A 22,295-nucleotide genomic window follows, 5' to 3' on the forward strand; every position below is an offset into this window, starting at 1 on the left:
AGGCAGGTATCACGCCCCAACATGACTAGAGAGAACTAAAAAAGCAAAAAGCCACAGCGAAAAGGCTATGGCTTTTTTATCATTTTTGAGACCTTAACTACAGGTCCCTGTTCTTGTCAAATTTTTCAAGGTACTGGGCGACTCTCTGTACAAACTGTCCTCCTAAAGCCCCATTCACCACACGGTGGTCATAGCTATGAGACAGGAACATCTTATAACGGATGCCGATAAAATCACCTTCGGGAGTTTCAATCACCGCCGGCAATTTTCTTATAGCACCAAGCGCGAGTATCCCAACTTGCGGCTGATTAATAATTGGAGTTCCCATAATACTTCCAAAGGTACCTACGTTCGTTACTGTGTAAGTTCCACCCTGTATATCATCGGGCTTTAGCTTGTTCAGTCTCGCACGGTTGGCGAGGTCGTTCACGGCCTTGGCCATTCCAACCAGGTTAAGTTGATCGGCATTTTTGATCACCGGTACGATAAGGTTCCCATCGGGAAGGGCTGCTGCCATCCCCAGGTTGATATTCTTTTTCTTGATGATCTTATCCCCGTCAACAGAAATATTGATCAATGGAAAATCTTTTATTGCCTTGGCAACGGCTTCCATAAAGATAGGAGTAAAAGTGAGCTTCTCTCCTTCTCTCTTCTCAAAAGCATCTTTGTTCTTCTTTCTCCAGTTCCAGATGTTGGTTACATCCACCTCAATAAAAGACTGCACGTGAGCAGAAGTCTGCACACTTTCTACCATGTGGTGCGCGATCATTTTACCCATTCGGGACATTTCAATGATCTCGTCTTCCCCACTTACACTAACCGGAGTTTTAGCCGGTTGTGGTGCTGCCTGTGTTGGCGCAGCAGCTTGCTGTTGCTGTTTCGGCTGTGAAGCAGGTTGAGAAGAACGGCTTTCAAGGTATCCTAAAATGTCATTTTTGGTCACTCTTCCCTCTTTGCCGCTTCCCTGGATTTGTTCAAGTTCCTCAAAAGAAATACCTTCTTCCTTTGCAATGTTCTTTACCAGGGGAGAGTAGAACCTGTTGCTGTCAGCATAGTCAGATGTACTGATGCTCTTAGCTTGCTCCACACGTTGCTCGGCTGCGACTACAGCTTCTTCTATTTCAGGTGAAGGCACCTCTTGATCGGCTACCGGAGTGGTATTTGCTGCCTCTTCACCTTCAGTTTCTATAATAGCAATGGTTTGTCCTACCTGTACTACATCATCTTCATTGAAAAGCTTCTCAACCAGCACCCCATCAACTTCACTCGGCACTTCACTATCTACTTTATCTGTGGCAATTTCCAGAACTGCCTCATCGGCTTCAATGGTCTCTCCAACTTCTTTTAACCAATTCGTAATGGTTGCTTCCGCAACACTTTCCCCCATCTTGGGTAATTTTAGTTCAAATTTTGCCATATTCTTAACTCGAAGATGTTTTACATAAATTCGACTGCGAAATTACTAAAAATCTACCTCAATTAATAATAATTCTTCAGCGCCGAAGATTTTCTGATCACTTTTGGCTTCTGAAACAAAGCCAATTCCCGAGTAAAATTACAATTTTTATTCAGGATTTCTGTGCAGAGGATTTTTTTGGTACTTCTGAAGAAAAATCTTCAGAATCAATTCTTCAGGGAATTCTCAAACGGAATTCGGTTGGTAATACTGCGGCCAAGGGTCACCTCATCTGCATATTCAAGCTCATCCCCCACCGAAATTCCGCGGGCTATAGTGCTGGTTTTAATATCCACACCCTCCAGTTGCTTAAAAATGTAAAAATTGGTAGTGTCTCCTTCCAAAGTACTGCTAAGGGCAAATATGATCTCCTCAATTTCCCCATTCCTGGCCTTCTCTATCAAAGATTTTATGGTAAGTTGAGAAGGGCCAATTCCTTCCATAGGATTGATCTTACCGCCCAGCACATGATAAAGTCCGCGATACTGACTCGTGTTCTCTATCGCCATCACATCCCGAATATCCTCCACTACGCAAACTACTTCCCGCTGTCGACTCCTGTTCGCACAGATCTCGCAAAGCTCGGTATCACTTATGTTGTGACAGTTCTTACAAAATTTCACTTCGGTCTTGAGATCAACTAAAGCCTTACTCAAGGCTACCGTCTGGGATTCGGGTTGCTTAAGAAGATGTAATACCAGCCTTAAAGCAGTGCGCCTGCCAATTCCCGGAAGCTGGGACATCTCATTCACAGCTTCTTCCAATAATTTTGAAGAAAATTCCATAGTTCAAAATTACTCCATATTTCATACAATTCCCAGAAAAAGAAGCCGCATTCCCCATGCTGCACATATTGCTAAGTTTTGTAATTTGCTGCCGAAATTCTATTACATGCAGCCCTCTTCCATACTATTACTTATAGCCGGATATTTTGTCACCCTAATATTCATTTCCTGGATCACAGGAAGAAAATCGGACAATAATACATTTTTCAAAGCCAACCGGCAATCGCCCTGGTATGTAGTAGCATTCGGGATGATTGGTGCTTCGCTGAGTGGGGTAACCTTTATTTCTGTACCGGGCTGGGTGGAGGCAAGCCAGTTCAGCTATATGCAGGTAGTGCTGGGTTATGTGGTGGGCTACGCAGTGATAGGGCTGGTACTGCTGCCTCTGTATTACAGGATGAACCTCACTTCCATCTACACCTATTTAGAAGGAAGATTTGGCACCTATTCTTACAAGACAGGAGCCTCTTTCTTCTTACTATCAAGGGTGGTAGGAGCAAGTTTCAGATTATTTCTGGTAGCAAACGTACTGCAGATCATCCTTTTCGATACGCTGGGAATCCCCTTTTGGGCGACCGTGATCATGACGATCTTATTGATATGGCTCTACACCTTCAGGTCGGGGATCAAAACAATTGTTTACACAGATACGCTTCAAACCCTATGTATGTTGATCGCGGTAGGGGTGAGTATTTACTATGTTTCTGATGATCTCGGGATACAGGGAGGAGAATTGATCTCACACATCTCCAACAGTGAGTTCTCAAAAATGTTCTTTTTTGATGACATTAAAAGTGCCGATTATTTCTGGAAGCAGTTTATTTCGGGAGCCTTCATAACTATCGTGATGACGGGACTCGACCAGGATATGATGCAGAAGAACCTTACCTGCCGGAACCTTGGAGATGCTCAAAAGAACATGTTCTGGTTTACCATAGTTCTGGTATTTGTCAACCTTTTCTTTCTTGCACTGGGAGTTCTACTTACTGAATATGCCCGTGCCAACGGAATTGACGCTTCAAAAGATGATCTCTTCCCGGTAATTGCTACTTCGGGAGAATTGGGAGTGGGAATTGCAATTTTCTTTATCCTTGGATTGATCGCCGCAGCCTATAGTAGTGCCGATAGCGCCCTTACAGCCCTCACTACCTCCTTTAGTATTGATATTCTTGATATCGAAAATAAGTTTAGACCCGAAAGGCAGGAAGCAATTAGAAAACAGATTCACATAGGGGTTTCTGTAGTCCTCATCCTGGTGATCATCGCCTTCAAATACATCATTCGGGATGAAAGCGTGATTGCCAAACTTTTCGTCTTTGCAGGATATACTTACGGACCTTTACTTGGCCTTTATAGTTTCGGGTTATTTACAAAAATGAAGGTGAAGGACAAGCTGGTTCCCGCAATTGCCATTCTCTCTCCTATTCTTACTTATGTGATAAGCATCAATAGCCTGGTATGGTTTGGATTTGAATTCGGGTTCTTTGTTCTTATCCTTAATGGTCTCCTAACATTCCTTGGGCTAGTACTGCTGCGTAGAAAGTAAAATTAAGGTACAGGCTACTTCCACTTCAATCCCATTCTCCTGAAGAAGTCGGTAGAATTCCGGATTCTCGGTTCCGGGATTAAAGATCACCCTTTCCGGATGAAGGGATAGAATGTAATCGTAGTACTCCTTCTGCCGGGGTGGCCCGAGGTATAGAGTAACTGTATGTACATCTTCAAAAGGGATCTTTTCATTTTCGATCTTTACTCCGGCTACTTCCCCCTGTCTTAAACCAATTGCTACTGTAGGAATGTTGTTCCTTTTCAGCCTGTTGACAGCGATATTTGCATAGCGGGCGGGATTAGTGGTTGCACCCAGTACGAGGGTTTTCTTTTCCATTTTTTAAAATTTCTTTTTTGTAAGTGTAACAATAGCTAAAGTAAGCAGTCTTTAAGGTAAGAAATAATTCCCGCATAGGGGCGATTTGAAAAACATTGATGGTTAGTGTTAAAAGAGTCCCTTGCCAAGCCCGTACATTTGTGTATGGGCTTTTTCTTTTTATATATCTGCACCGTCTTCTGTCGCAGACCTTAAGGATGACTGTTTTTTATCCATTTAGGATTAGGGCTTTCGGAATTCTTCAGAAGGAAAAGAGATAAAAATAACCGCAGGAAAGCTCCTACGCAAAGGTTAAATTTCAGCAAATCTTGTAACAAAGGTGATTTTTAATAGTCTTGTAGATATACCGGGATGTAAAATTTTAGAAACCTGTGTTTTTTTATTATGCATTACAAGGTATTGGGCTTTATCAATCATCATCAAAAAATCAAAAAAATGAAACAGTTAATTTTATTCCTAATGCTATTCCCTCTTAGCTTTTTAGGAAATGCTAATCCCGATCCTACTGAACTCGGGACCGTTACCGGAATCATTATCGACAACGAATTCAAAGAACCTATCCCCTACGCCACTATTTCCATTTCTACACCCGAAGGTGAGCTGGTTACAGGAGCCGTAACCTCCGGGGATGGCACTTTTTCCATGGACAAGATTAAAGACGGGATCTATATCTTCAAAGCACAGTTCATGGGCTATAAGACGTATTCCAAACAGATCGAAGTGAAAGGCGGAAACAGGACGATCGATATTGGAATTATCTCCATGGAAGCCGAAATTGCCGAATTGGAAAGTGTTGACGTAGTTGCCGAAAGATCTACTATAGAGCAGCGCATAGACCGCAAGGTGGTTAATGTTGGAAAAGATCTTACCACAGCAGGCGCTACAGCCAGTGAAATCATGAACAATATCCCTAGCCTCGCTGTAGACCAGGATGGAAATATCTCCATGAGAGGAAACGAAAATGTGAGGATCCTGGTGGATGGCAAACCAACCAATATTCCTGCTGCCCAGCTTCTTAAACAAATCCCCAGTACTTCCATAAAAAGTATAGAATTGATCACAAACCCTTCAGCTAAATACAACCCGGAAGGAATGAGCGGGATCATCAATATCATTCTCCATAAGAACTCCAATATGGGTTTCAACGGTAACCTCAACACGGGAGTGACCTTGGGAGAAGATACCCGGTACACCGGTTCTCTTGACATGAACTACCGCAGCGGAAAACTGAACTTCTTCGGAAACTTTGGAACTAACGGCGGAAAAAGGGAACAGCTCGGTGTGATTCAGAATTTCACGAATAATTACACAGAGAGGATCAACTTCTTAAATGACTCTGAATCGTATTTGTTCAAAGTAGGAGTGGATTTTTACCTGGACGATAAAAATACTTTCTCGGTCTACACAAACCAGAATTACTACATGGGAGAACCTGCAGGAAAAGCCCGGATCCTGTTTGATGATCCCGCTACCGGGGATATTTTTCAGGACTTCTTTATTGATATGGAGAACGTCACCCACACCTATAATTTCGTCTACAACCATGACTTTAATTCTGAAGGTCACAAGTTGATCCTGGAGGCCGATCACAGCACAACTAATGAAGAAGAGTTTGCGCGTTTTGAATACAGCGGTGGAGGTGCCATTGATTTTGATTCTTATCGCGATGACGTTGATGAAGAATTATTAAATACCACATTCAATCTTGATTATGAGAATCCTTTTTCAGAAACCGCAAAGCTGGAATTAGGTGCAGAAGCCAGGTTGAGAAGAAGTACAAATGATTACCAGACCACTAACGAGTCCCTGGAAAATACCCTTTATGACTATGACAATAATATTTATTCTCTTTACTCAACTTTTGGACAAACTTGGAAAAAATGGTCTTACCAGCTTGGAGCGAGGTTAGAGAGTTATGATGTGGAAGCTGTGCTTGACGGGGACCTTATCTACGAAACCGACTATCTAACCTTGTATCCGTCGGCTTTTGTGTCATACAAACTTGATGAAATGAAGACAGTACAATTGAGCTATGGACGCAGGGTTGACCGTCCCGGTCTCAACCAGGTGAATCCTGTACGGGAATTTTCCACTCCCAGGATCACCGGAGTCGGGAACCCCGAACTTGATCCCCAATTCACTAATTCCCTGGAGTTCAATTATACACATAACTTCCAAAAAGGGAGTTTTACGGGAGGTATTTTCTACAGGTTGATCGAAGATGAAATAAGCCAGGTACTTTTGATAGATCCCGAGGATCCTTCCCGCTTATTGCTCACTTACAGGAACTGGGATGATAATACAGCCTATGGCTTTGAATTGAGCGGAAGATATAAACCTTTCTCCTGGTGGAGCCTAAATCCAAGCTTTGAACTCTATAGCAGTACCGAAAAAGGAGTTGTAGGAACAGAATACATGGAAGTGGATGCAATTGCCTACAGCTTTAGAATTAGCCAGAGTTTCAATGTCACCAAAAAGCTTACGCTTCAACTCTTCGGAATGTACCGAAGCCCAACAGAGATGCTACAGATCGAACCTGAAGAATTCTACTTTGTAAATGCCGGTGCCCGCTATAGCTTCTTAGAGGACAAGGCAACTTTAAGCCTTAACTTTAATGACATTTTTGGCACCCAGGAATTTCAGTTCACCAGTGAAGTACCCTACGAGCAACGCGGCCGCTTTAAAGGTGATACTCAAACCGTCTACCTGGGGCTGTCATACCGCTTTGGCGGCGGAAAGAATCGCGCCCTTTCCAGAAAGCAGCGGGACGACAACACCAATAGCAACGGTGGATTGTTTTAGATTTGTTTGAATTAGCCAAAAAGAAAATCCGCAACTGAAGAGTTGCGGATTTTTGTCATTTTAGAGAGGTCTTGATTCTTGTCTCTTGACTCTAATTTTACCATTTCATAATAGCACTCGCCCAGGTAAATCCACTACCAAAAGCTGCCAGTACAACAGTATCTCCTTCTTTTATTTTTCCTTCTTCCCAGGCTTCGGTTAAAGCAATAGGAATAGAGGCTGCGGTGGTATTCCCGTACCGCTGGATATTGTTGTATACCTGATCATCACTCAGCTTGAACTTCTGCTGAATGAACTGGGAAATTCGTAAGTTGGCCTGGTGCGGGATAAGCATGTCGATATCTTTAACCTCGAGTCCGTTTGCCTCCAAACCTTCCTTAATCACTTCAGAAAATCGGACTACTGCGTTTTTGAAAACGAATTGTCCATTCATATAAGGGTAATAAATAACATCATCCCCCTGCGGATTTTCCTCAATGATCTGTGGCACCCAGTGCATTGTACTGGGACCCTTCAGCGATAATTCCAGGGCATGTTTTCCTTCAGAATGAAGATGAGTTGAAAGGATTCCCTGCCCATTGTGATCACTTCGGCTCACAACTGCTGCTCCTGCACCATCTCCAAAGATCACTGAAACTCCACGGCCGCGGGTAGAGAAGTCGAGTCCGCCACTATGGTTTTCACTTCCTATCAGCAGGACATTCTTATACATTCCCGTCTTAATATATTGATCGGCAACAGAAAGTCCGTAGATGAATCCGCTACACTGGTTTCTTACATCCAGGGCCGGACAGGTGTGAATGTCCAGCATTTCCTGAACCTGCACCCCTCCTCCGGGAAAATAGTAATCGGGACTTAGCGTGGCAAAAACAATAAGATCTATATCGTCCTTGGAAATATTTGCTCGTTCAATGGCTATTTTTGCTGCCTTTACACCCATCACAGCTGTGGAATTACCATCCCCTTTTTTGATGTGGCGTCTTTCTTTTATCCCTGTTCTTTCCTGAATCCAGGCATCATTGGTATCCATGATCTTAGAAAGATCATCGTTAGTCACCACATTTTCGGGCACATAAAAACCCAGGCCCGCTATCTTTGATTGATACATGTATTAATTTTTAGGCTTCAATAAATTATTTCTCTTAAATTTAAGCAATTAATAAAAAGTTGCTCCGCAATATAAGAAACATTAACATCTTGACAGCGTAGCGCCTCTTAACCTAATTATACTTTATTATACCATGAAAAAAGTCTTTTTAAGTATCCTCTCTTTTATTTGCTTCACCGGAGTAAGCATTGGGCAGGAAAACCTCACCTATCAAAAACCTCCGCAGGAGATCCTGGAACTCGTTGATGTTCCACTGGCTCCTTCCACGCTCATTGACAGCGACGCCAAAAGGATAGTTTTTCTCTACCGCGATCAATTTAAATCCATTGCTGAATTGAGTGAAGAGGAAATGCGCCTGGGTGGATTAAGGATCAATCCTGTAACAAATATAAGTAGCCGGGCCACCTACTTCAACAATATTCAGGTAAAGGATATGAAAGCCGATGAGCCTACACAGGTGAAAGGCCTTCCGGAAAGTCCGCGGCTCACAAACTTCAGCTGGTCGCCAGATGAGTCAAAAATGGCATTTACGCACACTACTTCAGAAGGAGTGGAACTTTGGGTAGCCGATCTTGAAACCGCAACAGCGAAAAAGCTTACAGGCCCAAATTTAAATGCCAACATGAGAGATGTGCTTAACTGGTACAAAGATAATTCGGCCATATTGGTAAAAATGCTTCCGCAGGACCGCAAGAATTTGATAAATCCTGAAACTTCTGTTCCAACAGGGCCTACAGTTTCCGTAAGTGATGGAAAAGAAGCTCAAAACAGAACTTACCAGGATTTGCTGAAAAATCCGACAGATGAGTTTAACTTCGAGCAATTGGCCCGTGCCGAACTTGTAAAGGTGGATCTCAACGGAAAAACCTCAAAGTGGCTGGAACCTAAAATGTATGATGACATTTCTTTCTCTCCGGATGGTAATTATGTAATGGTGAGCCACATCAAAAAGCCTTTTTCATACCTGGTGCCTTACTACCGCTTCCCTTCAGAAACAATGGTCTACACCAGGGACAGGAAGCCGGTGAACCAGGTGAATCAAGTGCCGCTTACCGAAGATCTTCCGAAGGGATTCATGGCAGAAAGAGAAGGCAGAAGAAGTCTTAACTGGAGAAGTGACGCTCCCGCAACCCTAGTCTATGTTGAAGCACTTGACGGTGGTGATCCCGAAAGAGAAGCCGAATTTAGAGATGAAGTGTTTTTATTAGAAGCTCCTTTTAAAGGAGAAGGAAAGCCAATCCTTAAAACCAAAGACAGGTTTGGAGGAATTATCTGGGGAGATAAAAACACTGCCATTGCAACTGACTACTGGTGGAATAACAGAAATACCCGCACCTATGTCTTCGATCCATCAAATGCAGGGCAGCAGCCTAAGGTTCTTTTTGATCGTAACTACCAGGACCGGTACAGCGACCCCGGAAGTTTTGTGAGGGTAAAGAATAAGTATGGACAACAGGTCCTGAAAATGGATGATAATAACACCTTTCTTTTGGGAGACGGATTTACTCCTGAAGGCCAGTATCCTTTTGTAGACCGACTGGACCTTGAGACCGGAGAGACAGAGAGACTTTACCAGTCCAGCTACAACAACAAAAAGGAAACCTTGGTAGAGGCTATAGACATGGAAGAAGGTGAGATCCTTGTGCGAATTGAAACCGCCACAGAATATCCTAATTATTTTATCCGGGACATCGACAATGAGGAAGACCTCACCAGGGTGACTTCTTTTGAGAATCCATTTAAAAGCCTTGAAGATGTAAGTAAAGAAGTGATCACTTACGAAAGGGAGGATGGACTCGAGCTAAATGGCACTTTATATCTTCCGGCAGGCTATGATAAGCAGAATCCGCAAAAATTGCCAATGATCGTTTGGGCCTATCCACGTGAGTATAAAGACAAAAATTCTGCTTCCCAGAATACTTCCAATGCTAATGATTTCACTTATCCCTATTATGGCTCCCCTATTTATTGGGTAAACCGCGGCTATGTGGTATTGGATGATGCCTCTTTCCCAATTGTGGGAGAAGGTGAGGAAGAGCCAAATGACAGCTTTAGAAAGCAATTAGTGGCCAATGGAAAAGCAGCCATTGATGCTGTTGACGAGATGGGATATGTTGACAGGGATCGCGTTGCAGTTGGCGGCCACAGTTATGGTGCCTTTATGACTGCAAACCTTCTCTCCCACTCGAATCTCTTTGCTGCCGGAATTGCCCGAAGCGGAGCTTACAACCGTACGCTTACTCCTTTCGGGTTCCAGAGTGAAGAGAGAAATTACTGGGAAGCCCCTGAAGTTTACTACAACATGTCTCCCTTTATGCATGCAGATAAAATGAAGACTCCGCTGTTACTAATTCATGGTGAAGCCGATAATAATTCCGGTACCTATCCTATGCAGAGCGAACGCTATTTTAATGCCCTAAAAGGTTTAGGTGCCACAGCGAGACTTGTAATGCTGCCGAAGGAAAGCCATGGATACAGTGCCAAAGAATCTGTACTTCATGTGCTTTGGGAGCAGGATCAATGGCTTGAGAAGTATGTAAAGAATAAGGACCAACAGGATGGTAACATTCAGCCACAAACAATGGAATTAAAAAACTAGATTTAATTTCTTAAATAGAAAAGCCCGCAAGTTGCGGGCTTTTTTTTTACTAACACTTATTATTTACTACCAATCTTCATTGTCGTTGTAGGCATTGTATTCCTCTGCATCAATAAAATTATCATCATTGATGTCATAGTCATTGAATACATTTTCGTTCCACTCATCATTATCAATAGCACCATCACGATCTATATCATAAGTGTCAAACCAGTTATTATCGGCCATACCTTCATTCCACTCGTCATCATCTAAAAGACCGTCTCTATCGGTGTCAAAAACCCCATAATCTTCAGCTTTTAAATATCGGCCGGCTGTAGTATTCATACCTTCATTCCACTCGTTCTCATCAATATAATCATCCTGGTTCAGGTCAAAATCCTGATAAGTACGATCTGTAAATTCTCTGTCGTCAATGCTTCCATCCATGTTGGTATCCCAGTCGTCGTAATCGAGGTTATTTCTTTCCATAAATTCATTCTGGTCCAGCCTACTATCCCCATCTGCATCATAAATATCGAGATCCTGGGCAAACACCGCAGTTCCAAAGATCATACAACCCGCCACAAATATTCCTTTCAAAATCTTCATAATGTGATTTTATGGTTCAACTTTACTTTCTTTTATTTCTCTTTAATATAACCCTCCAAGGCCTTCATTGAAAGAGGTTTAATATTTTAACAGGGAGGAAAAAGGATTTAGAATTCCCCTAACAGCAATTAAAAAAGCCGGAAACAAAATTGCTTCCGGCTTTCAATGTTCCATAGAACATTGGCAATCAAGAGTATTGTTTAAAGCTATTGATCTTTACAGTAGCACCCAGGTCGTGCAGGAGATTATAAAGCCCGAAGAAAGTTCGGTTTATATATAGAAAATGTTTGCTTCCCCTATTTCCGTTCATTTTTCTAAGCTCCTGGTCTTTGCTGTACTTTTCGCTGAGGGAAGTGACAGAGGTCCAGAAACCTTCATCTGAAAAATCAAATTCCTCCCCATGAAAAGGGGCTGTAAAAAGACTTAACATCTGGTAGAACAAATCTGAAAAAAATGCAATTTCTTTTTCGGAATCCTCTTTCCTAAGGATCTCCAGTTCAAATAGTTTTGCATTAAATACTTCAGGATCATTGATTTTGTCCTTATCGGCAAGCTCAAAATATGGATCATAAAAATCCTGAGGCACCTGTTTAATACAGCCAAAATCAATGGCAATAAGATTGTGGTCCTTGTCAACAAGAAAATTCCCGGGGTGCGGGTCGGCATGTACCGCTTTCAAAACATGCATCTGGTACATATAAAAATCCCAAAGTGCCTGCCCCAGTTTATTTGCAGTTTCCTGATCTTCATTTTGTTTGGCAAAATCCCTTAAATGCATGCCATTCATCCAGTCCATTGTAATGATTCTTTCACTTGACAATTCAGGATAATATTTCGGAAACCTAAGGTTTGGAATATGGCTGCAGGCTTCGGAAATTTCAATGCTCTGTTTCACTTCGAGCACGTAATCTGTTTCTTCGAGCAGTTTACCTTCTACTTCCTTAAAATATCTTTCTGAATCCTTTCCCTGAAGATTGAACATCTTAATGGCGATTGGTTTCACCATAGCAAGGTCTGAGCTAATACTATCGGCTACCCCCGGATATTGAATTTTCACAGCAAGTTCTTTCCCATCTTTGGTAGCGCGGTGAACCTGACCAATACTGGCAGCATTCACAGATTCAAGAGAGAAACTGTCAAAAAGTTCATCGGGAAATTGACCGTGATATTTTTTGAAGGTCTTTCTCACCAGGGGAGCAGAAAGTGGAGGTACACTGAATTGTGCAAGACTAAATTTTTCAACGTAGGCATTGGGAAGAAGGCTTTTCTCCATGGAAAGCATTTGGGCGACCTTAAGTGCACTTCCCTTAAGGCTCTTCAATCCATCATAAATATCTTCGGCGTTGCTTTCATCCAGTTCCTCCCGGGAAAGCTCTCCATTAAATGCCTTTTTTGAATAATATTTAAGGTAATTACCTCCCACCTTTATCCCAGTCTGTACCATTTTACCGGTACGACCGATCTTGCCTGTAGGAATTCTATCTATTGTTTTCATTTCTTTCAAATTAAGGCCCGTAGCCGAATGTGTAGGGGGCATCCGGCACCGGGCCTAGCCTAGGCTTATTATTAAATACTTAAACCATTTTTTCCTTCCATAGAAATTTCCCCAAATCAAGAACCCTTTCTAAAGGAGTATTCTCAAACAGATCAAATACAGTATTTACAGATTTTTCTATGGCAACATCTGTGCTTTCAAATTGCGGGGAATTATCGTCCATCCAGAATTTCATTAAAAACATCAACTGTACCCAGGCAGCTTCAGAAAATATTGTTTCCGATCTTTTTAGCAGCTTTACCTGCTGCTCTTCATTACCTTCACGAATCAACTCGGCAGTGTAGTTTTTCACCTTACGCCTAAGACCTTTTAACTGTCCGGCACTGTTTAGCATGGAATCTTGATTTTTAAGAGAGAAGAGAACATAGCTTCGGTTAGCTGAAAGCATTTCAAAGAATGTGTAATACAGCGTGAGCATTTTCTCCCTGTTATTAAAGGAACCGTATTCTTTGCTTTTTTGCATCACCTCAAGAGTGTGATCAAAAAATCGTTCCCAAATCCCTTTTTTAAGACCTTCAAAACTTCCGAAGAAATTATAGAATTCTGTTTCTGAAATGTTGTTCTGCTTACAAAATTTATAGACAGTTCCGGGTTCTTCTTCATTTTCAAGCACATAATTCATATAGAGCTCAATAAGTCTATCCTGCGTAAGTTCTTCAGTCTTTGTGGTATTTTCTTTTACTTTAGCCATTCTTCCTTTTATTTCATTTGTTCAAAAATACAAATTATGTTCAAATTTCATTGCTAAAATTTAAACAACTTCCTGTTAAAGTTTTGAGCATCAGGAAAGTCTTACTAATAGTCGAAAGAAGACAAAGTAAATTACTTACGCTGTCAGTTTGTCAGCGCAGCCTGGTTGGTACTTTTTTTGACTTCTCTGGGAGAACGTAAAATTTAATAAACCAAAATATATGGCAACCGGAAACATTAATGTATCTGTTGAAAACATTTTTCCTTTAATAAAGAAGTTTTTATACAGTGATCACGAGATCTTTTTACGTGAATTGATCTCTAACGCTACAGATGCTACCCTAAAATTAAAACACCTGGCTACTATTGGAGAGGCTAAGGTAGAATACGGAAATCCCGTAATCGAGGTAAAGATCGACAAGGACAAGAAGCAACTTATTATTAGTGACCAGGGAATTGGAATGACCAAAGAAGAGGTTGAAAAATATATCAACCAGGTCGCTTTTTCGGGTGCTGAAGAATTCCTTGAAAAATATAAAGATTCAGCTAAGGATAGCGGGATCATAGGACATTTTGGGCTGGGATTCTATTCGGCATTCATGGTAGCTAACAAAGTGGAGATCATCACCAAATCCTTTAAAGATGAGCCTGCAGCTCACTGGGTGTGTGAAGGTACTACAGAATTCACCTTAGAGGAAGCTGATAAAAAGACCCACGGTACAGACATCATACTTCATATCAATGAAGATGATAAAGAATTTTTGGAGGAGAACAGGATAGAAGAACTACTTGTAAAATACAATAAGTTCATGCCTATCCCTATTAAGTTTGGAACCAGGGAAGAGACTCTGGATCTACCTGAAGATGCTCCCGAAGATGCAAAACCGGAAACCAGGACTGTAGACAATATTATCAATAATACTAATCCTGCGTGGACCAAGCAGCCGACAGATCTTGAGGACAAAGATTATAAAGACTTCTACAGGGAACTTTACCCCATGCAGTTCGAAGAGCCTTTGTTCCACATCCACCTTAATGTAGATTATCCTTTTAACCTTACCGGAATTCTCTATTTCCCTAAGATGTCACAGGATATGAACATCCAAAAGGATAAGATCCAGTTGTATCAAAACCAGGTCTTCGTGACAGATAACGTAGAAGGCATTGTACCTGAATTCCTTACCATGCTGCGCGGAGTTATCGATTCTCCCGATATCCCGCTGAACGTTTCCCGTTCTTACCTGCAGGCAGACGGAGCAGTGAAGAAGATCTCCAGCTACATCACCCGTAAGGTGGCAGATAAACTTAAATCTCTCTTCAACAATAACAGAGAGGATTTCGAGAAAAAGTGGAATGACATTAAGATCGTTATAGAATACGGAATGCTTTCTGAAGATAAATTCTTCGAAAAGGCTAAAGACTTTGCTCTTTATCCAACCGTTGACGACAAGTATTTCACCTTTGCTGAATTGATCGAAAAGATCAAGGACAATCAAACTGACAAAGATGGTAACCGCGTGATCCTTTATGCTTCAAATAAAGACGATCAACACAGCTACATCGAATCTGCAAAGGAAAAAGGTTATGAGGTACTGCTTCTTGATTCTCCAATAGTATCTCACCTGCTTCAAAAGCTGGAAATGGGAGAAGAGAAAGTTTCTTTTGCCCGTGTGGATGCCGATCATGTAGACAACCTCATCAAAAAGGATGAAGAAAAGATCTCTAAACTTAACGAAGAGGAAAAAGAGAAGCTGAAAACCGATTTTGAGAAGGTTGTACCTAAAGAAAAATACACTGTACAGCTGGAGTCAATGGACAGCAACGCAGCACCTTTGATCATAACTCAGCCGGAATTTATGAGAAGGATGAAGGAAATGCAACAAACCGGCGGTGGCGGAATGTTCGGGATGGGTAATATGCCAGAAATGTATAACCTGGTAGTGAACACCAATCACCCCCTTATCACCGAGATCCTGAATACGAAAACTGAGAAGAAACAGGAGCGTTTGATCAAGCAATCCCTTGATCTTGCCCGCCTTTCACAGAACCTCCTAAAAGGGGAAGAATTGACATCATTTATCAAGCGTAGCTTTGAGATGATCAAATAAGGTTCAAGATCTATGGAAATTCAAAAACCGTTTCGCTGTTACAGCGAAACGGTTTTTTTTTGAGTACTGGCAGAAAATTATAGAACTGATAGAATACTAAATAACGACCACACAGTTGTCATTCCCGACAGGAGGAATCTTCCTATTAAAGAGAATGTTGAATTTCGAATAATGAACCATGAATTGCCGCAGGCACTAAACTACCGGCTGCAATAAATTTTTGAAGATAGTATTGAAGAACTGCGGTATATCGTAAGGCTTGTTGATGATATCGTTCATGCCGGCTGCCAGGATCTCCTCTTTCATCTCTCCTACCTCTACTGCCGTTAAAGCTATTACAGGAATTTCTGAATTGAACTCCCTTATCTTAATGGTAGTCTCCATTCCATTCATACCCGGCATGTTGACATCCATAAGTACAATATCAAGTTGAGTTGATCTCAGGATTTTGAGTGCCTCTTCCCCACTATTTGCCACAAGACATTTGAAATCCCTTTTTTCAAGGATTCGACGGGTCACCACCTGATTGATCCTGTTGTCGTCCACTATCAAAATTTTGGGTGCTGTCTTTTCCTCAGTTCTTGATATATCTACTCCTAAAGGTTTTAGGTTCTCGGCTTCTGCTCCCTGTTCAAATTCTATAGTAAAATTGAATATCGAACCTTCTCCTTCGATACTATGAATGTTTATTTCAGATCCAAATAATTCAACCAGCTTTTTGACAATGGGAAGACCAAGGCCTGTACCCTGATAATTGAGATTCTGGGTTTTTAATTGGGAAAACTCCTCAAAGATCTCTTCCTGTTTGTTCTGTGGAATACCTATTCCAGTATCTCCAACTTCAAAATAGATGAGGCATTTACCATTGCTACAAGCCTTGTTTTCCGCTTTGATCCATATCCTGCCTTTTTCTGTGAATTTTACAGCATTACCCACAAGATTCATCATAATCTGGGAAAGTCGCATGGAATCACCCACCACTATCGGGATAGATGGATCTACTTCAAGATCTATCTTAACACACTTGTTTTTCCTGGTATTTTCAAAGGTCTTAACGATTCCCTGGAATAAAGAATTTATGTTGAAGACACTGTTTTCAAGGTGTATTAATTTGGCCTCCATTTTATTCATTTGAAGAACATCATTGATGAGCGCTAGCAAATAATCTGCAGAGAATTTAAGTGATCTTAGGTCATCTTCCTGCTCCTTTTCTTTGTTCTCCTCAAGTAGCAAAGATGCCAGGCCTACGACACCATACAGAGGAGTACGTAATTCATGACTCACTGTAGAGAAGAAACGGGTCTTTAGATTTGATAATCTTTCAGCTTCCTCTTTAGCCAGCTTAAGCTCACCATTTTTATCCTTTAACTGGGAAATTAATTTCTTTCTCATCTTATTGTTCCTGTAGAGAAGAAGGAGAAAGAAGAACATCACGATAAGAGATATTACCATGACAACTGAAAGCTGCTGAGTTTTTTTCAAGACTTCGTCTTTATACAGTTGTTCCCGCTTAGCCGCCTGTAGATCCTTTTTATATTCTTCTGTTTGGAATCTTTCATAAACTGCTTTCCGCTGTAGCTCCTTCTCCCTATCTACAATCTTTTCTTTAAGATCCTGATGCTTATTAAGAGCAGTATATGCTTCACTAAAATTCCCACTTTTAAAAAGCATTTTAGCAAATTCCTCATAGGCAAAAGAAGCTTCGGCTATTAAAGTATCCCTTTCAGCTACACCAATCCCAACCTTAAAATACTCCCGGGATAACTCATAATCCTCCCTGCCTGAATAATACATCCCATATAGAGTATTTATGTTACTCTCTGTTAATAGATCCTCTTCCTTCGATTTCCTGAATAAATCCCACGCTCTTTCAAGGTAGGGGAAGGCCTCATTATAATTGTGATTTTCAAGATAAGTCCAGGCTATATTCATAACCGGAGTAAGAGCCTGTTGGCTCTCTGATGCGCGGGAAGAAACCTGAATTGCTTTTCTGTAATACCCTAGCCCTTTTTCAATTGTTTTGTTATTGGAGGAATAGATGTTTCCTAAATTGTTGTAGGCGTACCACAGCAGTGTATCGTTTTCACTTGAACGGGCATATTCCAGTGCCTTTAAATAATTTTCCTTGGCCCTTAAAGTATCCTCAAGTCTTTCCCAAATAACTCCCAGAATATTATAAGCGTGATTGAGGTGATAAAAATCCTCTTTTTTGGAAGCCAGTTCGATGAGCTTAAGAGAATTTTCAATGGAGCGATTAAAATCGTAATCAAAGTAAGCTGAACGTGCCGCCTTGGATAGACTATCTGTATAGGTTTCATATGCCTTATCAGAATTTTGAGCAAATACTGCAAAGCACAGAAAGCAACCAAAAAAACTAAGCAGGTAATTTTTTCTCAAATGTTGATAATTAAGTTCGGTAAATAGGGCGCCGCAAATTATTTATTTTTAGCATCTTATGCAACAAAAAATAAAGTTTAAGAAGAAAAATGTTATTTTTTTAGAAACCTGGCTAAAACAAGACACTCCCGGACACAAAAAAACCCGGATTTTTGATATCCGGGTTTTTTTATCTTTACTAGAAACGTTTACTTATAAATTTCATTTAGGATCTTGGCAAGTCTAAGTCCACCTTTCTGTATTTGATCATGTACCACAGGAAACCAGTTGTACATGTACTCATATCCCAGTTTTTCTCCAGTCTCCACTGAGTCATATACCTGATTTGCCAATCTTTTTGACTCATACATCCAGTCTAAGACAGAACCTTTCTGGATTCTTTTGATTTGCTCTTTCGAAAGTACATCTGTATTATAGGCAAGTTCACTGTAGCTCATGTCAAAGTCATTGATCATTTCACTGTCCCAAACCCTGTGAAGGTTAGAACCGTCTCCAAACCATCTTACCTGTATGTCATTTCCTCCCTTATCTTCTCCCCTACCTGCGTGCAGTGGTTGATGAAGGTCTCCAACAAAGTGAACAAGCATTTTAAGCGCAAATTCCTTATCCTCTTTCGAAGCCTCTTTGTCCTTTAAAACTGCAATTGAAGTGTTTATCCCATGGACAAGATCTCCATCGGGATTTGCTGTTTCCTTTGAATACTCTGTCTCTCCCGGATTGAGGTTGACATAATGCCAGGGATTATATTTTCTATAGGCGGGATCACTTTTAATATCATCCCCATAAGTAGAAACAAAAGCCAGATTCATTCCGTTCAGGATCTCTCTAACCTTCTCCTTAGCTTTTTTGGTCAAATGCTGTTCTGCTACTTCTCCCGTAGCTCTGTGGCCGGTCCTCCCCCAATCATTATCTGAGGCAAATGTAAAACTGGAAATAAACAAAGTGGCAAGCAGTAAATAAATTTTCATGTATTTAATTTTTAAAGGTCCCCAAAGATAGAAATTAGGAAGACGTTTTTAACTCATTTTCAAAAATCCTGCCTAATTTTTCTCATTTTTGATGGGTTGTAGAGAACAATGCGATATTGTAACTTTAAAAGAAAAAATCTACCTATTAGGTATATTGGGAGCAACAATTTCTAAAGAGATGGGAGATTTTCTCAGAACAAAAGCGGAAGATTTTCTCATAGACACTCAAAAACCTAAAGCAGCTCAAAAGATCATTAACTTTTACTTTAATTCATGAAAAACATCATTCCCGCCATTTTCTTCCTATTGTCTGTTTGTGCTTTGGCCCAGGAAGAGAAATTCTTTTCTACAGAGGTTAACCTTGATCCTTATGTAAAAGGTACTTTGATCATCCCCAATTCTTCAGAAGCGAGTCCGCTTGTGATCATGCTACAGGGATCGGGACCTACAGACAGGCACGGCAATCAATCTTTCATGAAGAACGATGCTCTAAAAAAACTTTCCATTGCCCTGGCCGAAGAAGGAATTTCCACCTATCGTTATGATAAGAGGATTATGCAAATGCAGCAGCTGGGAATTAGGGAGCAGGATATAAGGTTTGATGACTTTATTACTGATGCCGTAAGTGTTCTGGATCATTTTGCGGAAGACGAAAGATTTGACAAACTGGTTGTTTTAGGCCACAGCCAGGGTTCTCTTGTAGGAATGGTGGCGGCACAGAACAGAGCAGATGCCTTTATTTCTGTAGCCGGAGTGGCCCAACCTATAGATTCTATACTTATTCAGCAAATTGCCCATCAAATGCCGGGGCTAAAAGCCAATGCACAGCAGTCATTCAAGGAACTAAGGGATTCCGGCAGTACCTCAAGTTATAACCCTGTCCTGGAATCAATTTTCCGGCCTTCTGTACAGCCCTTTATTCTTTCCTGGATAAAGTATGAACCAACGGAAGAGATCTCCAAACTTAAGATGCCGGTTCTCATTATCAATGGCAGCAAAGATTTGCAGGTAGAGGAAGCAGAAGCTGAAGCATTACGGGTCGCAAATCCCGATGCAGAATTCGTGATCCTGAAGGACATGAACCACGTCTTGCGCAAAATCGAAGGAGATGATCTTGAAAACTCGAAGTCCTATAATGAGGCCTATAGGCCCTTACATCCCGAATTAGTTGATGTTCTGGTCAAGTTTATAAGGGAGGTAGAATGAGCTACAGGATAATCTTTACAGATATTGACGGAACTTTACTGAACAAAGAAAGACAACTTTCTACCCTTACTAAAAAAGTTTTCCAGCAGCTTCAAAAAAGGCTGCCATTCGTGCTGATATCTTCCAGGATGCCACAGGCCATGGAACACCTTCAGGAAGAACTGCATATTTCTCATCAACCCCTTATTAGCTACAATGGAGCTCAAATTATTCTAAATGGTGAAACAGTAGTATCAAAAGAAATACCGTGGGAGATATTAGATGCTCTTCACACTTTCAATCTGGAAAAAAATTGTCACATCAGTCTTTACAATGATCGGGATTGGTACGTACCTCAAATGGACTACTGGGCCAAGCGCGAGGAAAATAACACCCGTGTGGCACCAACAGTAAAAACTACCGAAAAGGTACTTCAGGACTGGAAACCTCTCAAAAAAGGTGCTCATAAAATTATGTGTATGGGAGAAGCTGAAAAAATAGAGGCGATAGAAGAATTCCTTTTAAAGGAGTTTAAAAACCAATTGCACCTCTACCGCTCGAAACCCACTTATTTGGAAATAACAAACAGAGATGTCTCTAAATTGACCGCAGTCGAATTTCTGCTGAATTCTCATTTCAAGCTTTCCCTGGAAGAAACTATAGCTTTTGGAGACAATTACAACGACTACGAAATGCTAGAGGCGGCAGGTATGGGTATTGCAGTGGGAAATGCCAAACCCGAGATCCTGAAGATTGCCAGGAAAATAACTCATCACAATACAGAGGATGGAGTTGCTAAAAGTCTGCAGGAACTTTTTAAACTTAGCTGACTTTAATAAATTTTTAAGGATGTTCTAAAAATTGTATTTTGCCGGTCTTTAAAGGCAATTTATGGATAACCCCCCAATTTTCACCAATGATGCCATCGTCCTTGGTCTGTTGATGCTGGCTTTAGGTTTTGTGTTTTTCACTTCCTCCCAAAAAGTAGGTTTTTGGTACAAATTTTATAAAGTGGTACCGGCACTGCTAATGTGCTACCTCATTCCTGCAATCCTGAATTCTCTCAACATAATTTCTGATGAGACTTCGCAGCTATATTTTGTAGCCAGCCGTTATTTGTTACCGGCCTCTTTGGTATTGATGACCCTTAGCATAGATCTAAAGGCCATATTTAATCTTGGACCCAAAGCCTTGATCATGTTCTTTACCGGAACTATAGGAATTATTATTGGAGGTCCTATTGCTATCCTCCTAATTTCGGCCTTTTCTCCCGAAACCGTTGGCGGCGTTGGCCCCGATGCTGTCTGGAGAGGGCTTTCAACCCTTGCAGGTAGCTGGATTGGTGGTGGTGCCAACCAGGCAGCCATGTTGGAGATCTTTGAATATAACCCCGACCTGTACGGCGGAATGGTATTGGTAGATATTGTTGTCGCCAATCTATGGATGGCCATTCTCCTCATGGGAATTGGCAAAAGTGACAGAATAGATGAATGGCTGCGCGCAGACAATTCAGCTATAGAAGGATTGAAGAAAAAAGTTACCGCTTATGCCGAAAGTGTCACACGAAATCCTTCCCTTGCAGATCTCATGATCATGCTGGCTTTAGCCTTTGGTGCAGTAGGCTTCGCCCATTGGAGTGCCGATGGCATAGCTGCATTCCTGACATCAAACTTTGAAGTTTTCAACGACAATAAGTCTGCCTTATCGTCTTTTGCTTCTTCCTTCTTCTGGATGATTTCTATTGCAACTGCTGTGGGAATTGTTTTGTCATTTACCCGTGCCAAGGAATACGAGGGTGCCGGCGCAAGTAAGCTGGGAAGTGTATTTATCTACTTCCTTGTAGCTACTATTGGAATGAAAATGGACCTTACCATGGTCTTTGACAACCCGGGACTTATAGCTATAGGTCTTGTGTGGATGGCAATTCATGCCGGACTTTTAATTCTGGTTGCAAAGCTTATAAAAGCGCCATATTTCTTTCTTGCTGTGGGCAGTCAGGCGAATGTGGGTGGCGCAGCCTCTGCACCTGTAGTTGCGGCAGCCTTTCATCCATCCCTTGCCACAGTAGGTGTACTACTTGCAGTTTTTGGATATGTAGTGGGAACCTATGGAGCGATTTTAAGTACAATTTTAATGCAATTAGCTGCCGGAGCTTAAAATTTAAAC

Annotated in this window: 16 protein-coding genes; 7 read left to right on the plus strand and 9 right to left on the minus strand. The window is 41.3% G+C overall.

The window, feature by feature from the left end; all coding sequences use genetic code 11:
* Positions 1–97 precede the first annotated feature (97 nt).
* Together ACXYMT_RS13510 and recR are read right to left on the minus strand one after the other, a co-directional pair.
* Complete coding sequence (locus tag ACXYMT_RS13510) at positions 98–1,417, minus strand: dihydrolipoamide acetyltransferase family protein (protein WP_459059638.1); 1,320 nt, start codon at positions 1,415–1,417, stop codon at positions 98–100.
* A 206-nt stretch (positions 1,418–1,623) separates the two neighbouring features.
* A complete protein-coding gene (recR, locus tag ACXYMT_RS13515) occupies positions 1,624–2,241 on the minus strand; it encodes a recombination mediator RecR (protein ID WP_459059639.1) in 618 nt (205 codons plus the stop codon).
* A 106-nt stretch (positions 2,242–2,347) separates the two neighbouring features.
* Here recR and ACXYMT_RS13520 point away from each other — a divergent pair, with 106 nt between their 5' ends.
* Positions 2,348–3,787 carry a sodium:solute symporter gene (locus ACXYMT_RS13520; RefSeq protein WP_459059640.1) on the plus strand — a complete coding sequence of 480 codons (1,440 nt, stop codon included), beginning with the start codon at positions 2,348–2,350 and terminating at the stop codon, positions 3,785–3,787.
* On the opposite strand, the gene ACXYMT_RS13525 is transcribed toward ACXYMT_RS13520, so the two are convergent.
* Positions 3,764–4,126 carry a CoA-binding protein gene (locus ACXYMT_RS13525; protein WP_459059641.1) on the minus strand — a complete coding sequence of 121 codons (363 nt, stop codon included), beginning with the start codon at positions 4,124–4,126 and terminating at the stop codon, positions 3,764–3,766. The two genes, ACXYMT_RS13520 and ACXYMT_RS13525, sit on opposite strands and share 24 nt — an antisense overlap.
* Positions 4,127–4,561: 435 nt before the next feature.
* Between ACXYMT_RS13525 and ACXYMT_RS13530 the strand changes: the two genes are divergently transcribed.
* Complete coding sequence (locus ACXYMT_RS13530) at positions 4,562–6,928, plus strand: TonB-dependent receptor (protein WP_459059642.1); 2,367 nt, start codon at positions 4,562–4,564, stop codon at positions 6,926–6,928.
* Positions 6,929–7,025: 97 nt separating this feature from the next.
* On the opposite strand, the gene ACXYMT_RS13535 is transcribed toward ACXYMT_RS13530, so the two are convergent.
* Complete coding sequence (locus tag ACXYMT_RS13535; RefSeq protein WP_459059643.1) at positions 7,026–8,036, minus strand: 3-oxoacyl-ACP synthase III family protein; 1,011 nt, start codon at positions 8,034–8,036, stop codon at positions 7,026–7,028.
* Between the two features lie 133 nt (positions 8,037–8,169).
* On the opposite strand from ACXYMT_RS13535, the gene ACXYMT_RS13540 reads away from it, so the two are divergent.
* The gene (locus tag ACXYMT_RS13540) at positions 8,170–10,635 is read left to right on the plus strand and encodes a S9 family peptidase (protein ID WP_459059644.1); all 2,466 of its coding nucleotides are present in this window, start codon (positions 8,170–8,172) and stop codon (positions 10,633–10,635) included.
* Positions 10,636–10,701: 66 nt separating this feature from the next.
* Here ACXYMT_RS13540 and ACXYMT_RS13545 read toward each other — a convergent pair whose 3' ends face one another.
* The 3 genes from ACXYMT_RS13545 to ACXYMT_RS13555 form a co-directional block, all read right to left on the minus strand.
* Entirely contained in the window at positions 10,702–11,226 is a 525-nt protein-coding gene (locus ACXYMT_RS13545; protein WP_459059645.1) for an EF-hand domain-containing protein, read from the minus strand.
* 187 nt (positions 11,227–11,413) lie between these two features.
* Positions 11,414–12,721, minus strand: coding sequence for an ABC1 kinase family protein (locus ACXYMT_RS13550; RefSeq protein ID WP_459059646.1), 1,308 nt, complete (start codon positions 12,719–12,721; stop codon positions 11,414–11,416).
* Positions 12,722–12,800: 79 nt separating this feature from the next.
* Positions 12,801–13,472, minus strand: coding sequence for a TetR/AcrR family transcriptional regulator (locus ACXYMT_RS13555; protein ID WP_459059647.1), 672 nt, complete (start codon positions 13,470–13,472; stop codon positions 12,801–12,803).
* A gap of 220 nt (positions 13,473–13,692) precedes the next feature.
* Between ACXYMT_RS13555 and htpG the strand changes: the two genes are divergently transcribed.
* A complete protein-coding gene (gene htpG / locus ACXYMT_RS13560) occupies positions 13,693–15,579 on the plus strand; it encodes a molecular chaperone HtpG (protein WP_459059648.1) in 1,887 nt (628 codons plus the stop codon).
* Positions 15,580–15,774: 195 nt separating this feature from the next.
* Here the strand turns inward: htpG and ACXYMT_RS13565 are convergent, their stop codons facing one another.
* The gene (locus ACXYMT_RS13565) at positions 15,775–17,976 is read right to left on the minus strand and encodes a response regulator (RefSeq protein ID WP_459059649.1); all 2,202 of its coding nucleotides are present in this window, start codon (positions 17,974–17,976) and stop codon (positions 15,775–15,777) included.
* A 188-nt stretch (positions 17,977–18,164) separates the two neighbouring features.
* On the minus strand, positions 18,165–18,944 hold the full coding sequence (locus ACXYMT_RS13570) for a S1/P1 nuclease (protein ID WP_459059650.1): 780 nt from the start codon (positions 18,942–18,944) through the stop codon (positions 18,165–18,167).
* A gap of 273 nt (positions 18,945–19,217) precedes the next feature.
* Here ACXYMT_RS13570 and ACXYMT_RS13575 point away from each other — a divergent pair, with 273 nt between their 5' ends.
* The 3 genes from ACXYMT_RS13575 to ACXYMT_RS13585 all read left to right on the plus strand — a co-directional run bounded on the left by ACXYMT_RS13575 (position 19,218) and on the right by ACXYMT_RS13585 (position 22,286).
* A complete protein-coding gene (locus ACXYMT_RS13575; protein WP_459059651.1) occupies positions 19,218–20,150 on the plus strand; it encodes an alpha/beta hydrolase family protein in 933 nt (310 codons plus the stop codon).
* Positions 20,147–20,959 (plus strand): Cof-type HAD-IIB family hydrolase, encoded by an 813-nt coding sequence (locus ACXYMT_RS13580; RefSeq protein ID WP_459059652.1) that lies wholly within the window; start codon positions 20,147–20,149, stop codon positions 20,957–20,959. Before ACXYMT_RS13575 ends, ACXYMT_RS13580 begins: the two co-directional genes overlap by 4 nt.
* Positions 20,960–21,020: 61 nt before the next feature.
* Positions 21,021–22,286, plus strand: coding sequence for a DUF819 family protein (locus ACXYMT_RS13585; RefSeq protein WP_459059653.1), 1,266 nt, complete (start codon positions 21,021–21,023; stop codon positions 22,284–22,286).
* Positions 22,287–22,295: the final 9 nt, after the last annotated feature.

Source organism: Salinimicrobium sp. CAU 1759 (genome assembly GCF_054482715.1).